At 66.1% G+C, this 16,108-nt stretch carries 23 protein-coding genes; 16 read left to right on the top strand and 7 right to left on the bottom strand.

Features of this window, described 5'->3' with window-relative positions:
- Window positions 1-13: 13 nt before the first annotated feature.
- From K663_RS11445 to K663_RS11425, 5 genes are all read right to left on the bottom strand, one after another.
- On the bottom strand, window positions 14-868 hold the full coding sequence (locus K663_RS11445) for a glucose 1-dehydrogenase (RefSeq protein WP_062117535.1): 855 nt from the start codon (window positions 866-868) through the stop codon (window positions 14-16).
- Between the two features lie 45 nt (window positions 869-913).
- Entirely contained in the window at window positions 914-1,609 is a 696-nt protein-coding gene (trmB, locus tag K663_RS11440) for a tRNA (guanine(46)-N(7))-methyltransferase TrmB (RefSeq protein ID WP_062117532.1), read from the bottom strand.
- Window positions 1,610-1,704: 95 nt separating this feature from the next.
- On the bottom strand, window positions 1,705-2,910 hold the full coding sequence (gene metK, locus K663_RS11435; protein ID WP_062117529.1) for a methionine adenosyltransferase: 1,206 nt from the start codon (window positions 2,908-2,910) through the stop codon (window positions 1,705-1,707).
- Between the two features lie 59 nt (window positions 2,911-2,969).
- Window positions 2,970-4,526: an apolipoprotein N-acyltransferase gene (lnt, locus tag K663_RS11430; RefSeq protein WP_062120798.1), complete on the bottom strand. Its 1,557-nt coding sequence runs from the start codon at window positions 4,524-4,526 to the stop codon at window positions 2,970-2,972.
- An 11-nt stretch (window positions 4,527-4,537) separates the two neighbouring features.
- Entirely contained in the window at window positions 4,538-5,173 is a 636-nt protein-coding gene (locus K663_RS11425) for a YqaA family protein (protein ID WP_062117526.1), read from the bottom strand.
- A 116-nt stretch (window positions 5,174-5,289) separates the two neighbouring features.
- Here K663_RS11425 and K663_RS11420 point away from each other — a divergent pair, with 116 nt between their 5' ends.
- The 4 genes from K663_RS11420 (at window position 5,290) to K663_RS11405 (ending at window position 7,803) form a co-directional block, all read left to right on the top strand.
- Window positions 5,290-5,532 (top strand): hypothetical protein, encoded by a 243-nt coding sequence (locus tag K663_RS11420; RefSeq protein ID WP_062117524.1) that lies wholly within the window; start codon window positions 5,290-5,292, stop codon window positions 5,530-5,532.
- 104 nt (window positions 5,533-5,636) lie between these two features.
- Window positions 5,637-6,359, top strand: a complete 723-nt coding sequence (locus K663_RS11415; RefSeq protein WP_235589433.1) for a hypothetical protein — start codon at window positions 5,637-5,639, stop codon at window positions 6,357-6,359.
- Window positions 6,360-6,423: 64 nt separating this feature from the next.
- On the top strand, window positions 6,424-7,077 hold the full coding sequence (locus tag K663_RS11410) for a glutathione S-transferase family protein (RefSeq protein WP_062117519.1): 654 nt from the start codon (window positions 6,424-6,426) through the stop codon (window positions 7,075-7,077).
- A gap of 150 nt (window positions 7,078-7,227) precedes the next feature.
- Window positions 7,228-7,803 (top strand): hypothetical protein, encoded by a 576-nt coding sequence (locus tag K663_RS11405; RefSeq protein WP_062117517.1) that lies wholly within the window; start codon window positions 7,228-7,230, stop codon window positions 7,801-7,803.
- Between the two features lie 138 nt (window positions 7,804-7,941).
- Here K663_RS11405 and K663_RS11400 read toward each other — a convergent pair whose 3' ends face one another.
- Window positions 7,942-8,391, bottom strand: coding sequence for an acetyltransferase (locus K663_RS11400; RefSeq protein ID WP_062117515.1), 450 nt, complete (start codon window positions 8,389-8,391; stop codon window positions 7,942-7,944).
- Window positions 8,392-8,475: 84 nt separating this feature from the next.
- Between K663_RS11400 and K663_RS11395 the strand changes: the two genes are divergently transcribed.
- The 9 genes from K663_RS11395 (at window position 8,476) to K663_RS11355 (ending at window position 14,667) form a co-directional block, all read left to right on the top strand.
- A complete protein-coding gene (locus K663_RS11395; protein WP_062117512.1) occupies window positions 8,476-9,810 on the top strand; it encodes a DNA-packaging protein in 1,335 nt (444 codons plus the stop codon).
- A gap of 59 nt (window positions 9,811-9,869) precedes the next feature.
- Window positions 9,870-10,208, top strand: coding sequence for a hypothetical protein (locus tag K663_RS11390; protein WP_062117509.1), 339 nt, complete (start codon window positions 9,870-9,872; stop codon window positions 10,206-10,208).
- A gap of 109 nt (window positions 10,209-10,317) precedes the next feature.
- Window positions 10,318-11,445: a phage portal protein gene (locus K663_RS11385; RefSeq protein WP_062117507.1), complete on the top strand. Its 1,128-nt coding sequence runs from the start codon at window positions 10,318-10,320 to the stop codon at window positions 11,443-11,445.
- A gap of 21 nt (window positions 11,446-11,466) precedes the next feature.
- Window positions 11,467-11,787, top strand: coding sequence for a DUF6127 family protein (locus K663_RS11380; RefSeq protein ID WP_062117503.1), 321 nt, complete (start codon window positions 11,467-11,469; stop codon window positions 11,785-11,787).
- Between the two features lie 59 nt (window positions 11,788-11,846).
- Entirely contained in the window at window positions 11,847-12,197 is a 351-nt protein-coding gene (locus K663_RS11375; RefSeq protein ID WP_235589568.1) for an HK97 family phage prohead protease, read from the top strand.
- Window positions 12,198-12,332: 135 nt separating this feature from the next.
- Window positions 12,333-13,448, top strand: a complete 1,116-nt coding sequence (locus tag K663_RS11370; RefSeq protein ID WP_062117499.1) for a phage major capsid protein — start codon at window positions 12,333-12,335, stop codon at window positions 13,446-13,448.
- A gap of 96 nt (window positions 13,449-13,544) precedes the next feature.
- The gene (locus tag K663_RS11365) at window positions 13,545-14,081 is read left to right on the top strand and encodes a head-tail connector protein (RefSeq protein WP_083535885.1); all 537 of its coding nucleotides are present in this window, start codon (window positions 13,545-13,547) and stop codon (window positions 14,079-14,081) included.
- Window positions 14,057-14,272: a hypothetical protein gene (locus K663_RS11360; RefSeq protein ID WP_062117494.1), complete on the top strand. Its 216-nt coding sequence runs from the start codon at window positions 14,057-14,059 to the stop codon at window positions 14,270-14,272. The genes K663_RS11365 and K663_RS11360 overlap by 25 nt, the downstream gene beginning before the upstream one ends.
- Window positions 14,269-14,667 (top strand): DUF3168 domain-containing protein, encoded by a 399-nt coding sequence (locus tag K663_RS11355; RefSeq protein WP_062117492.1) that lies wholly within the window; start codon window positions 14,269-14,271, stop codon window positions 14,665-14,667. Before K663_RS11360 ends, K663_RS11355 begins: the two co-directional genes overlap by 4 nt.
- A 128-nt stretch (window positions 14,668-14,795) precedes the next feature.
- Here the strand turns inward: K663_RS11355 and K663_RS11350 are convergent, their stop codons facing one another.
- Entirely contained in the window at window positions 14,796-15,113 is a 318-nt protein-coding gene (locus tag K663_RS11350) for a hypothetical protein (protein WP_062117490.1), read from the bottom strand.
- Between the two features lie 55 nt (window positions 15,114-15,168).
- On the opposite strand from K663_RS11350, the gene K663_RS11345 reads away from it, so the two are divergent.
- The 3 genes from K663_RS11345 to K663_RS11335 are packed head-to-tail and all read left to right on the top strand — an operon-like array spanning window position 15,169 to window position 16,075.
- On the top strand, window positions 15,169-15,576 hold the full coding sequence (locus tag K663_RS11345) for a phage tail tube protein (RefSeq protein WP_062117488.1): 408 nt from the start codon (window positions 15,169-15,171) through the stop codon (window positions 15,574-15,576).
- The gene (locus K663_RS11340) at window positions 15,573-15,884 is read left to right on the top strand and encodes a gene transfer agent family protein (protein WP_062117484.1); all 312 of its coding nucleotides are present in this window, start codon (window positions 15,573-15,575) and stop codon (window positions 15,882-15,884) included. The genes K663_RS11345 and K663_RS11340 overlap by 4 nt, the downstream gene beginning before the upstream one ends.
- Window positions 15,881-16,075 (top strand): phage tail assembly chaperone, encoded by a 195-nt coding sequence (locus K663_RS11335; protein ID WP_037467282.1) that lies wholly within the window; start codon window positions 15,881-15,883, stop codon window positions 16,073-16,075. Before K663_RS11340 ends, K663_RS11335 begins: the two co-directional genes overlap by 4 nt.
- Window positions 16,076-16,108 lie beyond the last annotated feature (33 nt).

The following is a 16,108-nucleotide window of genomic DNA, read 5'->3' as shown; positions in this document are numbered from 1 at the left end:
AATAAAGCAGTCCCTATCCATTTATAATCGTTCCGCCGTTCGGATGGAGGACCTGGCCCGACATGTAGCTTGAGTCCTCACAGGCGAGGAACAGGAAGGCTGGGGCGACTTCGTTGGGCTGGCCGGGGCGGCCCATGGGGGTGGACTCGCCGAAATGTTCAAGCTTCTCCTGACTCGCGCCGCCGCTGGGGTTGAGCGGCGTCCAGATCGGGCCGGGGGCGACGGCGTTGACGCGGATGCCGTGCTTCACCAGATTTTCCGACAGGCTGCGTGTGAAGGCGGTGATCGCGCCCTTGGTGCTGCTATAGTCCAGCAGTTCCGATGATCCCTGATACATGGTGACGCTGGTGCAGTTGATGATCGCCGCGCCTTTTTTCAGGTGCGGGCGGGCGGCCTGCGTCAGGAAGAACATGCCGAAGATGTTCGTCTGGAACGTGCGGCGCAGCTGTTCCTCGGTGATATCGGTGATGTCCTGATCGGGATGTTGTTCACCGGCGTTGTTGACCAGAATGTCGAGGCGGCCGAAGCGGTCGATGACCTGTTTGACAGCGTCGTCGCAGAAGGCTTTTTCGCCTACGTCCCCCGCGATGGTGAGTGCTTCCTGCCCTTCGCCCTCGACGATCCGGGCGGTTTTTTTCGCGTCGTCATGTTCGCACAGGTACAGGATGGCGACGTCGGCCCCTTCACGCGCGTAGAGGGCAGCGACGGCCCGGCCGATGCCGCTGTCGGCGCCGGTGACGAGAGCCACCTTGCCCGCGAGACGGCCGGAACCGGGATAGCGGGGCTCCCATTCGGGCTTTGGCTCCAGCTTCGACTCATGGCCGGGCAGAGCGTCTTCGTGGATCATCTCTTCATGATTGTCGGACATCGCGCATCTCCTTTCCCCCGGCCAACACCTGGGGGAGGGGATGGTTCAGCGCCGTCGATAGCGGAAATACCAGACTTCATGGCCCAGGCTCCGGGCCTTGGCTTCATAGCGCGTTTCGGGCCAGCCGCCGGGGCGGGTGAGGAAGTCCTTTGGATCGCTGGCCAGCCAGTCGAAATCGGGATGGCCGTTCATCACCATCAGCGCCCAGCGGAGATAGACGGGATGGTCGGTTCCAAAGCGGAACTCGCCGCCGGGCTTCAGCTTGCGGGCGATCATTCCGACCGGGCCGGGGTTCATCATGCGGCGCTTGGCGTGGCGCGCCTTTGGCCAGGGGTCGGGATGGAGCAGGTAGACGAAGCTGAGCGCCCCGTCAGGGATGCGGGAGAGGACTTGCAGCGCGTCGCCCATATGGACGCGGACATTGCCAAGCGCCTTGTCGCGAATATGGCCGAGCGCGGTGACGACGCCGTTCAGGAAAGGCTCGCAGCCGATGAAGCCATGGTCGGGCAGCATGTCGGCGCGATAGGCCATATGCTCGCCGCCGCCGAAGCCGATTTCGAAATGGAGCGGGCGGTCGTAGCCGAAAAGGTCGGCGGCGGTGATGTCGCCTTCTTCGGGGACTGAGACGGCGGGGAGCAGCGTATCGACCAACTGTTGCTGGCCTGCGCGCAGCTTGTGGCCCGACTGGCGGCCGTAAAGGCGGTTGAGCGTGGTGGGGTCGCCGGATTTGTGCGCGGTCATGGGCGCGCGCTTAGCGGGACGGAGCCAAGGGGGCAAGGGCAAGGCGCGCAGGGATTATCTCCCCGCGCGCCTCAATCATTGAGCGGCTTTGGCGCTTAGAGAGCCGCCTTCAGCTTTTCGATCAGGTCGGTGCGTTCCCAGGGGAAGAAATCGCCTTCGGGCTTGCGGCCGAAATGGCCATAGGCAGCCGACGGGCGATAGATGGGCTTGTTGAGGCCCAGATGCGTGCGGATGCCGCGCGGGGTGAGCCCGCCCAGTTCCTTGATCGACTTGATCGCTTCTTCGATCTTTGCATCGTCAACGCTGCCGGTGCCGTGGGTATCGACATAGAGCGAGAGCGGTTCGGACACGCCGATCGCATAGGCCAGCTGGATCGTGCAGCGGCGGGCGAGCCCGGCGGCGACGATATTCTTGGCGAGATAGCGGGTGATGTAGGCGGCCGAGCGATCGACCTTGGTCGGATCCTTGCCGGAGAAAGCGCCGCCGCCATGGGGCGAAGCGCCGCCATAGGTGTCGACGATGATCTTGCGCCCGGTGAGGCCTGCGTCGCCGTCCGGCCCGCCGATTTCAAAGCTGCCGGTCGGGTTGATGTGATAGACGGTTTCGTCGCCGAGCAGGTCGCCGGGCAGGACTTCGGCAATGACGCCCTTCACATAGTCCTTCAGTTCGGCTTCCTTGGCGCCCGTGTCATAGCCCGGCGCATGCTGGGTCGAGACGACGATGGCGGTGGCGGCTGCGGGCTTGCCATTTTCGAAGCGCAGCGTGACCTGGCTCTTGGCGTCCGGCTCCAGGAAGGGCGCGCGGCCACTGTGGCGGTCGGCGGCCATCTTCGCCAGGATCTTGTGGCTGTAATCGAGCGTGGCGGGCATCAGGTCGGGCGTTTCGTCACAGGCGAAACCGAACATGATGCCCTGGTCGCCCGCGCCTTCATCCTTGTTGCCGGCCGCGTCGACGCCCTGCGCGATGTGCGCGGACTGGGCATGGAGGTTGTTTTCGAAGCGGAAAGTTTCCCAGTGGAAGCCGTCCTGCTCATAACCGATGCGCTTCACGGTGTCGCGAACGGTCCGTTCAATCTCTTCCTGCGCGCCGGGAGCCCATGCGCCGTCTTCATAGACGCCCTTGCACCGGATTTCACCGGCGAGGACGACGAGCTGCGTCGTGGTCAGCGTTTCGCAGGCGATGCGGGCTTCGGGATCCTTGGAGAGGAAGAGATCGACGATGGCGTCGGAAATCTGGTCCGCAACCTTGTCGGGATGGCCTTCGGATACGGATTCCGAGGTGAAGAGATAGTTGCTGCGCATGGGACTCCCGTTAGCAGGCTGGCTTGAAAAGCGACATAAAGAAAAGTTTATGTGCCCTATTAGCTTTTCGTTCTGGGGATGGCAATGGCCAGACCGGCAAGCAGCATCATGAACAGGATGGACGCCCAGTTGCCCAGCCGCGCGAACAGCGTCGGGGGCAGGGCTGGCGGCAGCGCGCCGTCGAGGAAACCGGCGCGGTTGAGGCCGAGGGCGCGCAGAACATGGCCGCGCGCATCGACGACCGCCGATACCCCGGTGGGGGTGGAGCGGATGATGGGGATGCCTTCTTCAATCGCGCGCAGGCGGGCTTGCGCCAGATGCTGGACCGGCCCCCAGCTGCCGAACCAGGCGTCGTTGGAGGGATTGAAGAGGAAGGCTGGGCGATTGGCCGCGTCGATCACCTGACCCGAGAAGATGATTTCGTAGCATATCTGGACGCCCATCTTGAGTTCCGGGCGGCCGAGCGTGGCGGGCAGGGTGAGGCTTTGCGGGCCGGGACCGGGCCAGAAATCGGCGTCGCCGGGCACAAGGCGCGACAGGCCGATCGGCTGGAGCAGCGCGCGCATCGGCAGATATTCGCCATAGGGGACCAGGTGCGCCTTGTCATAGCGGCCGAGCAGTTGCGCCTCGGGCGAGACGATGAAGAGGCTGTTGTTCGCGCCCGCCAGCGCGCTGGTGGCGACGCCATTTTCCTCCACCTGCTTGAAATAGACCTTGGTCGCGCCGGTCATCAGCAGGTCGCCGGGGCCGAGCAGCGCCGCCAGCCGACCGCGCCATTGCGGTTCCATGTCGAGATAGGCGGGGATCGCGGCTTCGGGCCAGAAGATGAGGCGCGGGGCGGGACGCTGTTCGCCGGACAGGCGGGCGAGGGTGCGGAAATGCGCCTCTTCCAGCTCTGGCGAATATTTTTCGTCCTGGCCGATGTTCGGCTGAACGACGCGAATGCGCGGGGCGCCTGCGGGTGTCGGCGGCGCGGTGGCAAGAAGGCCCCAAAGCGCGAGGGCGCAGAGCGGCGCGGCGATGGCGGCGGTGGCGAACCACTGACGGCGGAGGGCGAGGAGGATGGCTCCAGCCGCGAGGATCGTCAGCGCGCCGAGGCCATAGGTGCCGATCAGCGTCGCCGCGATTGCGATGCCGGTGGGGAGCAGCGTGACGCCCAGCGGGTTCCATGCGAAGCCGGTGAAGATGACGGCGCGCAGATATTCGCTGGCGATCCAGCAGGCGGCGAAGATGAGGATGAAGGGAAGGCCGCTGCGTTCGGCCCGGAGCAACTTGCCGGACAGCCACCATGCGGCCAGCGCGGCAAGTCCCGGATAGATGGCGAGATAGAGCGACAGGAAGACCACCGCGCCATAGCCGAACCAGTGCGGCATTGCATCCTGAAAGCTGAAAGCGTGGGCGATCCAGTTGAGGCCCAGCGTGAAATGGCCAAGACCGAACAGCCAGCCACGGGTGAAGGCTGCGCGAGGCGTCGGCGCGCGCGCGATGAGCCAGAGCAGCAGCGCGAAGCAGGCAAGGGTGACGGGCCAGAGCCGAAGCGGCTCAAAACCAGTCGCGGCGAGGAATCCTGCGCAAAGCGCGCCAAGCCGGGGATAGCGGGCGAACATGTCCTGCATCGGCCGAACGATCAGCGCAGCGTGGCCATGGTGGCGCCGCTGCACGCGTCGCTCTTTTCCCCGCCGCCCGACAGCATGGATGCCGCGATGAAGCCGCCCACGACAAGGACGAGGAAGGCGGCGGAGAGCAGGCCCAGATATTTTTCGATGAACGCCTTTATGGGGCGGCCGAATTTCCAGAACAGAAAGCCCACCAGCATGAACTGGAATGCGCGGGACAGGATGCTTGCCCAGATGAAGGTGAACAGGGGGAGGCCGATGAAGCCCGCCGTGATGGTGATGAGCTTGAAGGGGATGGGCGTCGCGCCCTTCACCAGGATGATTTCCGCGCCATATTCGCGCAGATAGCAGGCGGCGACCGGGAATTTGGCGGCAAGGCCGAGGGTGTCGAGTATCTGCTGCCCGACCGCTTCATAGAGGAAATAGCCGATCGCATAGCCAAGCATGCCGCCCAGTACCGAGGCGAGCGTGCAGATGGCGCCAAATCGGATCGCGCGTTCCGGCCGCGCAAGGCACATGAGGCCGAGCAGCGGATGCGGCGGAATAGGAAAGAAGCTGGATTCCATGAAGGATATGACGAAGAGCCAGCGTTCGGCATGGGCGTGGGCGGCTTTGGCCAGCGTCCACTGATAGAGCTTGGTGAGCATCGGGGGCGGGCGTAGCGGAGATTGAAACCGACCGCCAGCGCTTTCCTTTTCATGACAAAAGCGAAATTGTTGACCCGGTGCCCGGCGCCTCTAGAATCGGGGCAAAGGAGAAGGTCATGCTGGGCATGGGAGAGGGCGCGTGCCCGTTTGAATTCAACACCGATCCCGCGACGTTCAAGGTAGGCGACACGGTCAGTTACCGCGTGACGGGGAGCTTGGAGGGCATGCCCTTTGTCGGCACGCTGCTGGAGGTGCATGAGGATCATGTCATATTGACGTCCGACCCCGACGATCAGGCAAGCCGGATGCGGGCGACGCGGGAAAGCCGCCCGGTCGTGCGCGAGGAAGATATATGCTGACGCGACGGCGTTGACGCGCGGGCGGCGTCTGGGCAAGACCCCATTTCCGCACCAGCAGCCCGGCCGATAATATCGTGACACTGACTTCCCCATCATGGTCCAGGGTGCGCGAGCGCGGTGGCGGCCTGCTGTTTGCGCTGGGGCTGAACGGTTTGCTGCTGCTGGCGTTGCTGACGCTGGCGCCGCAGCCTGAACCGCGGATCGAGGATCCTCGTCAGCCGGTGACTTTCGAAATGGCTGCTGCGCCTGAAGCCAAGGCGGAGAAGAGCGAGCAGCGGCAGGAGAAGCGGGCCGAGGCGGCGGAGGCGCGGAAACCCGCCGTCATCCAGCCGCCCAAGCCGGTAGAGGCCCCCACGGAAGAACGGCCGACGCAGTTGCCCTTCCTGCAACTCGACAGCGCGCAGATGGCGTCGGCGGACATCGGCAAGATGCCGCGCAAGGATGCGGGCGAGGGCGCTTCGGGCCAGGGGAATAGCCGCATGGCGGCCGGGCCGGGCGAGGGGCCGGGCGGAGTGCAACTGTTCGAGGCGGAATGGTATCGGCGGCCAAGCCATGCGGAACTGTCCACCTATCTGCCCGCGAGTGCTCCGGGCGACGGCTGGGGGCTGGTGGCGTGCAAGACGATCGAGAATTTCCGTGTCGAAAATTGCCAGGCGCTGGGCGAATCGCCGCAGGGGTCGGGCTTTGCGCGGGCGGTGCGGCTGGCCGCGTGGCAGTTCATGGTGCGGCCGCCGCGTGTGAACGGCAAGCCGATGATCGGTAGCTGGGTGCGCATCAGGATCGATTACAGCCGCAAGGTGGTGGATGGCGGCGCGGCTGGCATGTGATTTAGGTTGCATTTCGATACTTATTTGGCATGATCCGCCGGTTGACCGGTCCGGGAGGAATATCATGATCATCTATGGCGCGCGGCCATCGCCCTTTGTCCGCAAGGTTATCGTCTTCGCCGCGGAAAAGGGTCTGGCGGTAGAGGTGAAGCCGGGCGGGTTCGGGCAAGGCGGCGAGATTTTCGCGCAGGCATCCCCCTTTGGCAAGATACCGGCGTTTCAGGATGGCGATTTCCTGATCAGCGACAGTAGCGCGATCATAACCTATATGGACGCTATCCAGCCTGAGCCGAACCTGATCCCGCTGGAACCGAGAGCGCGGGCGCGGACGATATGGTATGAGGAATTTGGCGATACTATCATGCAGGCGGCGGGCGCGGCGATATTCTTCAATCGTGTAGTCGCGCCGGTGATGGGCATGCTGCAGGATCTGGCGGCGGCGGAAAAGGCGGAGGCGGAAAGTCTGCCGCGCGCGCTGGATTATCTTAAGAAGGTCTTGCCGGACAGCGGTTTTCTGGTGGAGGATCGGTTCACTTTAGCCGACATTGCGGTCGTGTGTCCGCTGATCAATGCCGGCTATTGCGATACGGTGCCAATCGCGGATCGATGGCCAAGGATCGGACAATGGATGGAGCGGATGCGCGCGCGCCCCAGCTTTGCCGCTGCCCTGGAGATCGAGATTCCCCAGATCGAGAAGATGAAAGCTAGGTTGAAATAACCTATTTGGAACATTCTGCTTGACATCGTCACGCTGTTCTGGCAGGAATGTCGATATTGGGAATTGTGAGTCGCCAGAGCGGTGACGGGGCAAGGGCTGGTCCGGATGGGCCGGCCCTTTTTGCTTGGGGATGAGCAGGGGGCAGCTGACATGGCAAAACAGGAGGAGGGAGCCGGGGCGAGGCGTTTTTCCGGGAAGGCGAGCGATGGCCCGGACCGCGTCCTGACTGTGCAGCGCAGCCAGCGCGGTGCGGCGGGAAGCGGAGCGCAGGTCCGGGCCGTGCGCAAGGATGGCTGGACGGAGGCGCGGCGCAAGAGCTTCATGGAAACGCTGGCCGCGACCTGCAATGTCAGCGAGGCGGCGCGGGTAGCGGGCAAGAACCTGTCGAGCGCCTATTATCAGAAGCGGCGAGATCCGGGCTTTGCGCGTGAATGGGCGCAGGCGCTGAGCATCGGCTATGCCGAGCTGGAAGCGCTGCTGCTGCGGCAGGCGCTGTTTGGCACGGAACAGGAAGAAGTGGTGCTGGACGCCGAGGGACAAGTGAAGAGCCGCAAGCTGAAGCGCGGGCATCCCAATGCCGTGGCCGTGCGATTGCTGGTGCAGCATCAGCGTGAGGCGGCGGGCCGGATCGCGGCGGATGCGGTCGACAGGCCCGATGGCGAGGATGCCGTCGATCGGTTGCGCAAGGCGCTGGAGGAGGTGCGGCGGAAGCGGGGGATTGACTAGGATTGTTGTTTCGCGTCGTCGCCCTGCGTCTGGCGGGTGGGTTCGTTGCGGGGCACACCCTCATCCAACTTCGCCTAGCCAGCAATGCTGGCCAGGCTCCGCCTGACGGGAGAAGGAGTCAGGGGTGACTGTGAACCTTCAGCCTCTTGTTTCCGGTGCGTAGCGCAGGTGGAGAAGGGGATAGGGGCGACCCTGCCCATCGCGGTCGGATCGGCCCGTGCGGGCGAAGCCCATGCGTTCGTAGAAGGTCAGCGCGCCTTCATTCTGTTCATTGACGTCCGTCGTCATGGCTGGGTTGAGGGTGAGGCCATGTTCGACGAGCGAGCGGCCGACGCCCTGGCCGTGCCAGTCAGGATCGATGAAGAGCGCATCCATATGCGCGCCATTCATCAGCATGAAGCCCACAGCGCAGTCATCGGCATCGGTGGCGAGCCATGCGGACGCCTGGGGCAGGAAGGCGGACACTTCCTCATCAATGACATGCCGGTCAGCGGGCTGAAGAAAGTGATGGGTCGCATCGACGGCGCGCCGCCAGATGTCGATGAGGCGGGCGCCATCGGCGGCGCGAGCGGGACGGATGGAGATCATGGGCACACATATAGGCAGTAAGCGGCGCAAACGAAGTGACTGTCGATTGACCGGAGGTTGAGGGCGGCGAGGGAGCAGGGCTGGATGGGGGGCATTTCGGATTTCGAGCGGCTGGCGGCGCTGCCCGATGAGGCGCGCGAGCGGGTGCTGGCGGGGCTGAACGGGGCGGCGGCGCAGGCTTTGGCGCATGATTGGGAATGGCTGGCGCGGCCAGAACAATTGGCGCCTGAGGGCGATTGGCGCATCTGGCTGATGATGGCGGGGCGCGGATTTGGCAAGACGCGGGCCGGGGCCGAGTGGGTGCGCGCCATTGCCGAACGGGACGGGCGGGCGCGGATCGCGCTGGTCGGCGCGACGCTGGGCGAGGCGCGCAGCGTGATGGTGGAGGGGCCATCGGGGCTGCTGGCGGTTGCGCCATGGTGGAACCGGCCAGCCTTTTCACCTGCACTGCGGCGGCTGATCTGGCCCAATGGCGCGATGGCGTTGCTGTTCGGCGCGGCGGATGCGGAATCGCTGCGTGGTCCGCAGTTCAGCCATGGCTGGGCGGATGAGATCGCCAAATGGCCGGGCGGCGAGGCGGCGTGGGACAATCTGATGATGGGGATGCGGCTGGGCGAGCGGCCGCGCGTGCTGGCGACGACGACGCCGCGACCGGTGCCGCTGGTGCGGAGATTGGTGGCGGGGAAGGACAATGGCGTCGTCGTCACGCGCGGGCGCACGGCGGACAATCTGGCGAACCTGGCGGACGGCTTCGTGGCGGCGATGGAGCAGAGCTATGGCGCGACGCGGCTGGGGCGGCAGGAATTGGAAGGCGAGCTGATCAACGACGTCGAGGGCGCGCTGTGGAGTCGCGACCTGCTGGAGCGGTGCCGGGTGGCGCATGTGCCGGAGCGGGAGGATGGCGGCGCGCTGCTGTCGCGCGTGGTGGTGGGGGTCGATCCGCCAGCGTCTGCGCATGGCGATGCGTGCGGGATCATCGTCGCGGGACTGGGCGGCGACGGGCGAGCCTATGTGATCGCCGACGCAAGCGTCGAGAAGGCGACGCCGGAGGGCTGGGCCCGCGCGGCGGCGCAGGCGGCGGCGCAGCATGGCGCGGACCGGGTGATTGCGGAGGCCAATAATGGCGGCGCGATGGTGGAAAGCGTGCTGCGCGCGGCGGAGGCGGCGCTGCCGGTGCGGCTGGTGCATGCAAGCCGGGGGAAGGCGGCGCGGGCCGAGCCAGTGGCGGCGCTGTATGAAGCCGGACGGGTGCGGCATCGCGGTGCGTTCTGGGCGCTGGAGGATGAGATGTGCGGGCTGGTTGCCGGGGGCGGCTATGTGGGGCCGGGCCGATCGCCGGATCGTGCCGACGCGCTGGTATGGGCGCTGACCGAACTGATGCTGGGGCGGCGAGGGCAGGCGCGGGTGCGCCCGGTGTGAGGAACCGCGCCGGCTTGCCCTGCGTACTATCACAGAGAATTTTTCGAGGAGTGAAGGTCATGAAACTGGCCAGGATCATGATGATAGCCGCTGGCGCTACACTGGTTGCGACGCCGGTGATGGCTGCGTCGCTCAGCAGCAAGGAGCGGGCGCGGGTGGCGCGTGCGGCGCCACGGGACAGGGATGATGTCCGCTGCTGCCTGTTGCAGGCGAAGAAGGGACGGGATCGCGGGACGGTGATCGGCGCGGCGGGCGGTGCCGGCGTGGGTGCGCTGGCTGGCGGAAACCTTGGCGAATCCCTGCTGGCCGGTGCGGCTGGCGCTGTGGCCGGGCGCGTGATCGGCAAGAGCGAGGGCACCAATGCGGCGTGCGACCGGGTGCTGGCGCGGAATCCTTGAATAGAGGAGGGGGGCATTCCCCTCTCCAGCTTTCGCTAGGCGGCGAGCCGTCAAGCTTCACCATCCTCTCCCCCACAAGGGAGAGGATTTTTGTTTTTCGGGGGCTTTCATGAAATTGTTCGGGGCGAAGGCGGCGCGATCTGGCGCGCGGCCGGTGTTGGCGCGTGCCTGGGGATCGGGCGCGGTGGCGCTGGGGGAATGGCCCGCATCCTACGAGGCGCAGGTGCGCAGCGGCGCGATCGGCAATCCGGTCGCGCAGCGGGCGTTGCGGCTGGTGTCGGAAGGCGCGGGCGCGACGACGCTGATGGTGCATGGGGTGGATGAGGCGGAACGTGGACCTGTTCTGTCCCTGCTGACCCGTCATTCGGCGGGGCAGGGATTGATCGAGACGCTGGCGAGCCATTTGCTGCTGCATGGCAATGGCTATGTTCAGATCATGGCCGGCGCGGAGGGCAAGCCTGCCGAGCTTTATGCGCTGCGTCCGGAACGGGTGAGCGTGGAGGCGGATGCGCGGGGGTGGCCCGCCGCCTATCTGTATCGTGTTGGCGACAGCGTGACGCGCCTGTTGCCCGAGGATGGCGCGGGGCGAACGTCGATCCTGCATCTGAAGGCGCTGCATCCGTTGGACGACCATTATGGGCTGGGCTGCGTGGGCGCGGCGGCGGGAGCGGTGGCGATCCACAATGCGGCGACGGTGTGGAACAAGGCGCTGCTGGACAATGCGGCGCGGCCTTCCGGGGCGATGGTATACGATCCGGGCGACGGGTCGGTGATGTCGCCGGAGCAGTTCGAGCGGGTCAAGCGCGAGATGGAGGTCGCCTTTTCCGGTGCGGCCAATGCGGGGCGGCCGATGCTGCTGGAAGGCGGGCTGGACTGGAAGGCGATGAGCCTGACGCCCGCCGAGATGGATTTCGTGGGCCTGAAGGCGGCGGCGGCGCGGGAGATCGCGCTGGCGTTCGGCGTGCCGCCGATGCTGATGGGTCTGCCGGGGGACAATGCCTACGCCAATTATCGCGAGGCGAACAAGGCGTTGTGGCGGCAGACGATCCTGCCGCTGGTCGCGAAGATCTGCTGCGGGCTGGCGCAGGGGTTGCAGGGGTGGTGGCCGGGCCTGTCGCTTTGCGCGGACCTGGATGCGGTGCCTGCGCTGGCGGACGAGCGGGCGATCCTGTGGGAGCGGGTGGCTTCGGCGGATTTCCTGTCGGCGGATGAGAAGAAGGCGATGTTGGGGATTTGATCGAACGCGGGGGCGGGTGTCATGAAATATGATGGCGAGATGCTGGCGCGGCTGGTGGCGCAGGCCGAAGGCGCGCCGGGGCAAATGGACATGGTGATGATCCGCGCGCTGATCGAGGAAGCGAGCGAGCTGGGCGCGGGGCGGGCGCTGGAGCGGCTGGGGCTGTCCGACCGCAGCGCGGAGGGGGACGTGCGGGAGTTGCGCGAGCTGCTGTCGGCCTGGCGCGACGCGAAGAAGGCGGCGCGCGGCGCGGTGGTCGGTTGGGCCGTGCGGATCGTGATGGCGCTGATCCTGCTGGGCATCGCGGTGAAGGCGGGACTGATCGGGATGGTGCGCGGGTGAGCGTGTCCGATTTGGGCGAAGGCGTGCGCTTCGCGGGCTATGCGGCGGTGTTCGACCGGATGGATCATGGCGGCGATGTGGTGCGTCCGGGGGCCTTTGCGGGCGTGGCGGCGGGGGTGCCGCTGCTGTGGCAGCATTCGCCCGGCGACGCGATAGGAACCGTCGAGCGGGTCGAGGAGGATGCGCGTGGATTGCGGGTGATTGGGCGCGTTTCGGGGCGGACGAGCGCCGGACGGGCGGCGGCCCGCGCGCTGAAGGACCGGACGGTGGACGGCCTGTCCTTTGGCTACCGGGTGCGTGAGGCGCGGGGGGCTTCTCCGCGCGAGCTGCTGTCGCTGGAGCTGGTGGAGGTGAGCGTGGTCACGCATCCGATGCAGCCATTGGCGCGGGTGATTGCGGTGGAGGGGTAGGGGGCTCTCCCCCCTCTTCCAACTTCGCCTAGCCAGCGGGCTGGCAAGGCTTCGTATCCTTCTCCCCCTAGGGGAGAAGGTTTGATTGGCGGTCCTGCGGGGCCGCCCTTTTTGTTTCTAAGCGAGGAGTGGTGAATGACGGACCAGTTGGAAGCGAGCTTTGATGCTGTGGTGCAGGGTGAGCGTATCGAGGCGCTCGAGGGCGAGATCGCGGCGCTGAAAGGCGTGTTGGTCCAGCAGCAGCGGCCTGCGCTGGATGGGGTGAAGGGTGGCGCGTTCGACCCCAAGAGGGCGGCCTTTGTCGACCGCTATTTGCGGCAAGGGCTTGAGGCGGGCGTGGAGCTGAAAAGCTTTTCGGGGGCCAGCGGCGGGGCAGGCGGCTATGCGGTGCCGCGTGAGATCGACCAGATTATCGACGCGACGCTGAAGAGCATTTCGCCGATCAGGTCCATCGCCAATGTCGTGCGGACGGGAACGGCTGGCTATCGCAAGCTGGTGACGTCGGGCGGCATCGTGTCCGGCTGGGCCAGCGAGACGGGTGCGCGGGCCGAGACGGCAACGCCCAGCTTCAACGAGATCGTGCCGCCTTCGGGTGAGCTATATGCCAATCCGGCGGCGAGCCAGGCGATGCTGGACGACGCGCAGTTCGATGTTGAAGGCTGGCTGGCCGGGGAGATCGCTCGCGAGTTCGCCGCAGCGGAGGGCGCGGCCTTCGTCAACGGCAATGGCACGGACAAGCCCAAGGGTTTCCTGACCTACACGACCACCAATGAAGCCGACAGCGTGCGCGCTTTCGGATCGTTGCAATATGTGGCGTCGGGCGCGTCGGCGGGCTTTGCGGCGACCAGCCCGCAGGACAAGCTGATCGACCTGGTGCAGAGCCTGCGCGCGCCATATCGTCAGGGGGCCGTGTTCGTCATGAATTCGGCGACACTGGCGGTTATCCGCAAGATGAAGACGACCGATGGGGCATTCATCTGGCAGCCTTCGCTGGCCGCCGGGCAGCCCGCGACGCTGCTGGGCTATCCGGTGATCGAGGCCGAGGATATGCCCGACATCGCGGCGGGATCGCTGTCCATCGCCTTTGGTAATTTCCAGGCGGGCTATGTGATTTCCGAACGCAGCGAGACGAGCATCCTGCGCGATCCATTCAGCAACAAGCCGTTCGTGCATTTCTATGCGGTCAAGCGGATCGGCGGCGCGGTCGCCAATTCCGAGGCGATCAAGCTGATGAAGTTTTCCGCTTCGTAACCGGCCCCTCAACCAACTTCGCCTGGCCAGCACGCTGGTGAGGCTTCGGACCCTTCTCCCCTGTGGGAGGAGGGTCTTTTTCTACGGGAGGGGCTGGTGCTGGTGCGGGACGAAGCGGGGACGCCGGGCGCGTCGCTGGAGGAATTAAAACAGTATCTGCGGATCAGCGGGAGCGCGGAGGATGGGCTGCTCGACAGGCTGCTCAAGAGCGCGACGGCACTGTGCGAGCAGTTTGTCGGGCAGTGGCTGATCATCGGCGAGGCACGGGAAACGGTGCGCGCGGATGGCAGCTGGCAGCGGCTGTCGGCTCGGCCGGTGGTGGTGATACTGGGTGGCGAGGCGGCCGGGCCGGATGGCGGCGTGGAGGCGTTGCCCGCCGATGCCTATGCGATCGACATCGACGCGGCGGGCGATGGATGGGTGCGGGCGCGGCCGATGGATGGGCGGCGGGTGCTCGCCGTGCGCTATCGGGCGGGCATGGCCGAGAATGCGGACGGGCTGCCTGACCCGATCCGCCATGGAATCGTGCGGCTGGCGGCGGAGAATTTCGCCGCGCGGGATGGCGAGGTAGCGACGCCGCCTGCCGTGGTGGGGGCGCTTTGGCGGCCATGGCGGCGGATGCGGCTGGCGTGAAGCTGGCGGCGCTGGTGCGGCTGGTGGAGGCGCGGGCGGAGCGGCGGCGGCGGGAAGTGGCTGACGCGATGCTGGCGGCTGGGGTGGAGGCGCAGGTCGAGGGGGAGGCGGTGCGGCTGTCGGGGCGGGGGCTGCTCCGGCGCTGGACCGGCGACCTTGCCCTGCGCGAAGCGGGGAGGGGCAGGGGATGAGTGCGGAAGTGACGGTACGGGCGGCGGTGATCGCGGCGCTGCGGGCAGACACCACGCTGATGAACGGACTGAATGGCCTGTTCGACGGGCAGCCGGTGCGGGCGAGCGTGCCTTATGCGGTGGTGGGCGAGTGCCTTGCGAGCGACTGGGGCGGGAAGGGGCTGGACGGACGCGAGTTGCGGCTGTCGATCAGTCTGCATGATGCGGGGGAGACGCCGGGGCGATTGGCGGTGCTGCTCGGTCGGATCGAGCCGGTGGTGCAGGCGGCGGACGGGGGCGAGGGCTGGCGCATCGTCGGCGCGCGGCTGATCCGGTCGCGGGTGATGAAGGCACGAGACAAGGACGGGTGGCAGGCGGTGGTGGATTACCGGATGCGGGTGGTGAGGGAAGGGTAGATTGCTGGCCCTTTGACAGGCTCAGGGCGAGCGGAGTCAAGGGCGAGCGCGATTAAGCGGTAAGCTTGGCTCGCCTATATCATGGTTGCGATCATGGCGTCCGCAGAGGCGGCCACGGTTCAGCCGCCTTATCTCGAATAATCCTCAAACTCGCTGGTGATCTTGTCGACATATTCGGCGATCTGGTCGTCCGCGTCGGCCTGGGCATCCTTTTCAGACATGCCGGTAGATTTGTTGTCAGCGACGACGGCCGCGTGGAACGCGGCTTCCTTCGCGCTGCACTTCGATTTCAACTCGGACTGGAACGCGGAGACCGAAAGCTTTTTGTCCAGCGCCGGGCTGACCTCTTTCGACAGGCATTCCGAAAAAGCCTTTCGCCCTGCACCGACGGCGTCGCCGCTTTGAGGGGCCGCAGCCAGCATCATCATGAGGGAAGCAACTAGCATTCCAACCTCTCCAGATCCCGATTCATACACGGTTTAACTTACAGGAGAATGCTCCATGAGCGTGGAAAAAGGAAGCGCATTTCTATTGAAAGTGGGCGATGGCGGGTCGCCGGTGGCCTATGCGACGGTCGCTGGCATGCGCACGACGCAGCTGTCGGTAAATGGCGAGGCGGTGAACGTCACGTCCAAGGATTCCGGGGGCTGGCGAGAACTGCTTTCGGGCGCGGGCGTGCGGTCGGTCAGCGTGTCGGCGGCGGGCATATTCACCGGGTCGGCGGCGGAGGTCAGCATCCGCAATCATGCGCTGGCCGGGACGATCGAGCAGTTCGAGTTGAGCTTTGAAAGCGGCGAGCGGATGCGCGGGCGCTTCCTGGTGACGCGGCTGGACTATGCCGGGGACTATAATGGCGAGCGCAACTATGCGCTGAGCCTGGAAAGCTCCGGTCCGGTGGTGTCCGAATGAGCGGGGCGAATGGTGCGAGGGGCGAGGCCGCGCTGGACGTGGGCGGCGAGACGCTGCGGTTGCGGCCAAGCTTTGCGGCGCTGGTCGCGGCTGAGGATGAGCTGGGGCCGCTGTTCGATCTGGTGGACCGGGCGGCGGACGGGAAATTGTCGCTGGCCGATATCGCCGCGCTGTTCTGGCACTGCCTGGTCGATCCGCCGAGCGGGCTGACGCGCGACGCGCTGGGCGAGGCGATCGTCGAAGCAGGGCTGGCGAAGCTGTCGCCGGTGCTGCGCGGCATACTCAAGCAGATATTGGGGGGACGATGAGCTTCTTCAAAGCGGCGGCGCGGCTGGCTGGCGTCGCGGGGTGGTTGCTGGGCTGGCGGCCGGACGAGTTCTGGCGATCGACGCCGGTCGAGCTGGAAGCGGTGCTGCGCGCCGCGCGTGGCGACGATGAACCGGACGCAGGGATGGATGCGGGGGAGCTGGAGCGGCTGCGGGCGGTGATGCCGGATTGAGGCCGGTGTGCTTTTTGTTGGCTGCGGGAGGGG

The organism is Sphingobium sp. MI1205 (assembly GCF_001563285.1).
GTDB lineage: Bacteria > Pseudomonadota > Alphaproteobacteria > Sphingomonadales > Sphingomonadaceae > Sphingobium.
This window is presented reverse-complemented; position numbering and strand designations above follow the sequence as displayed.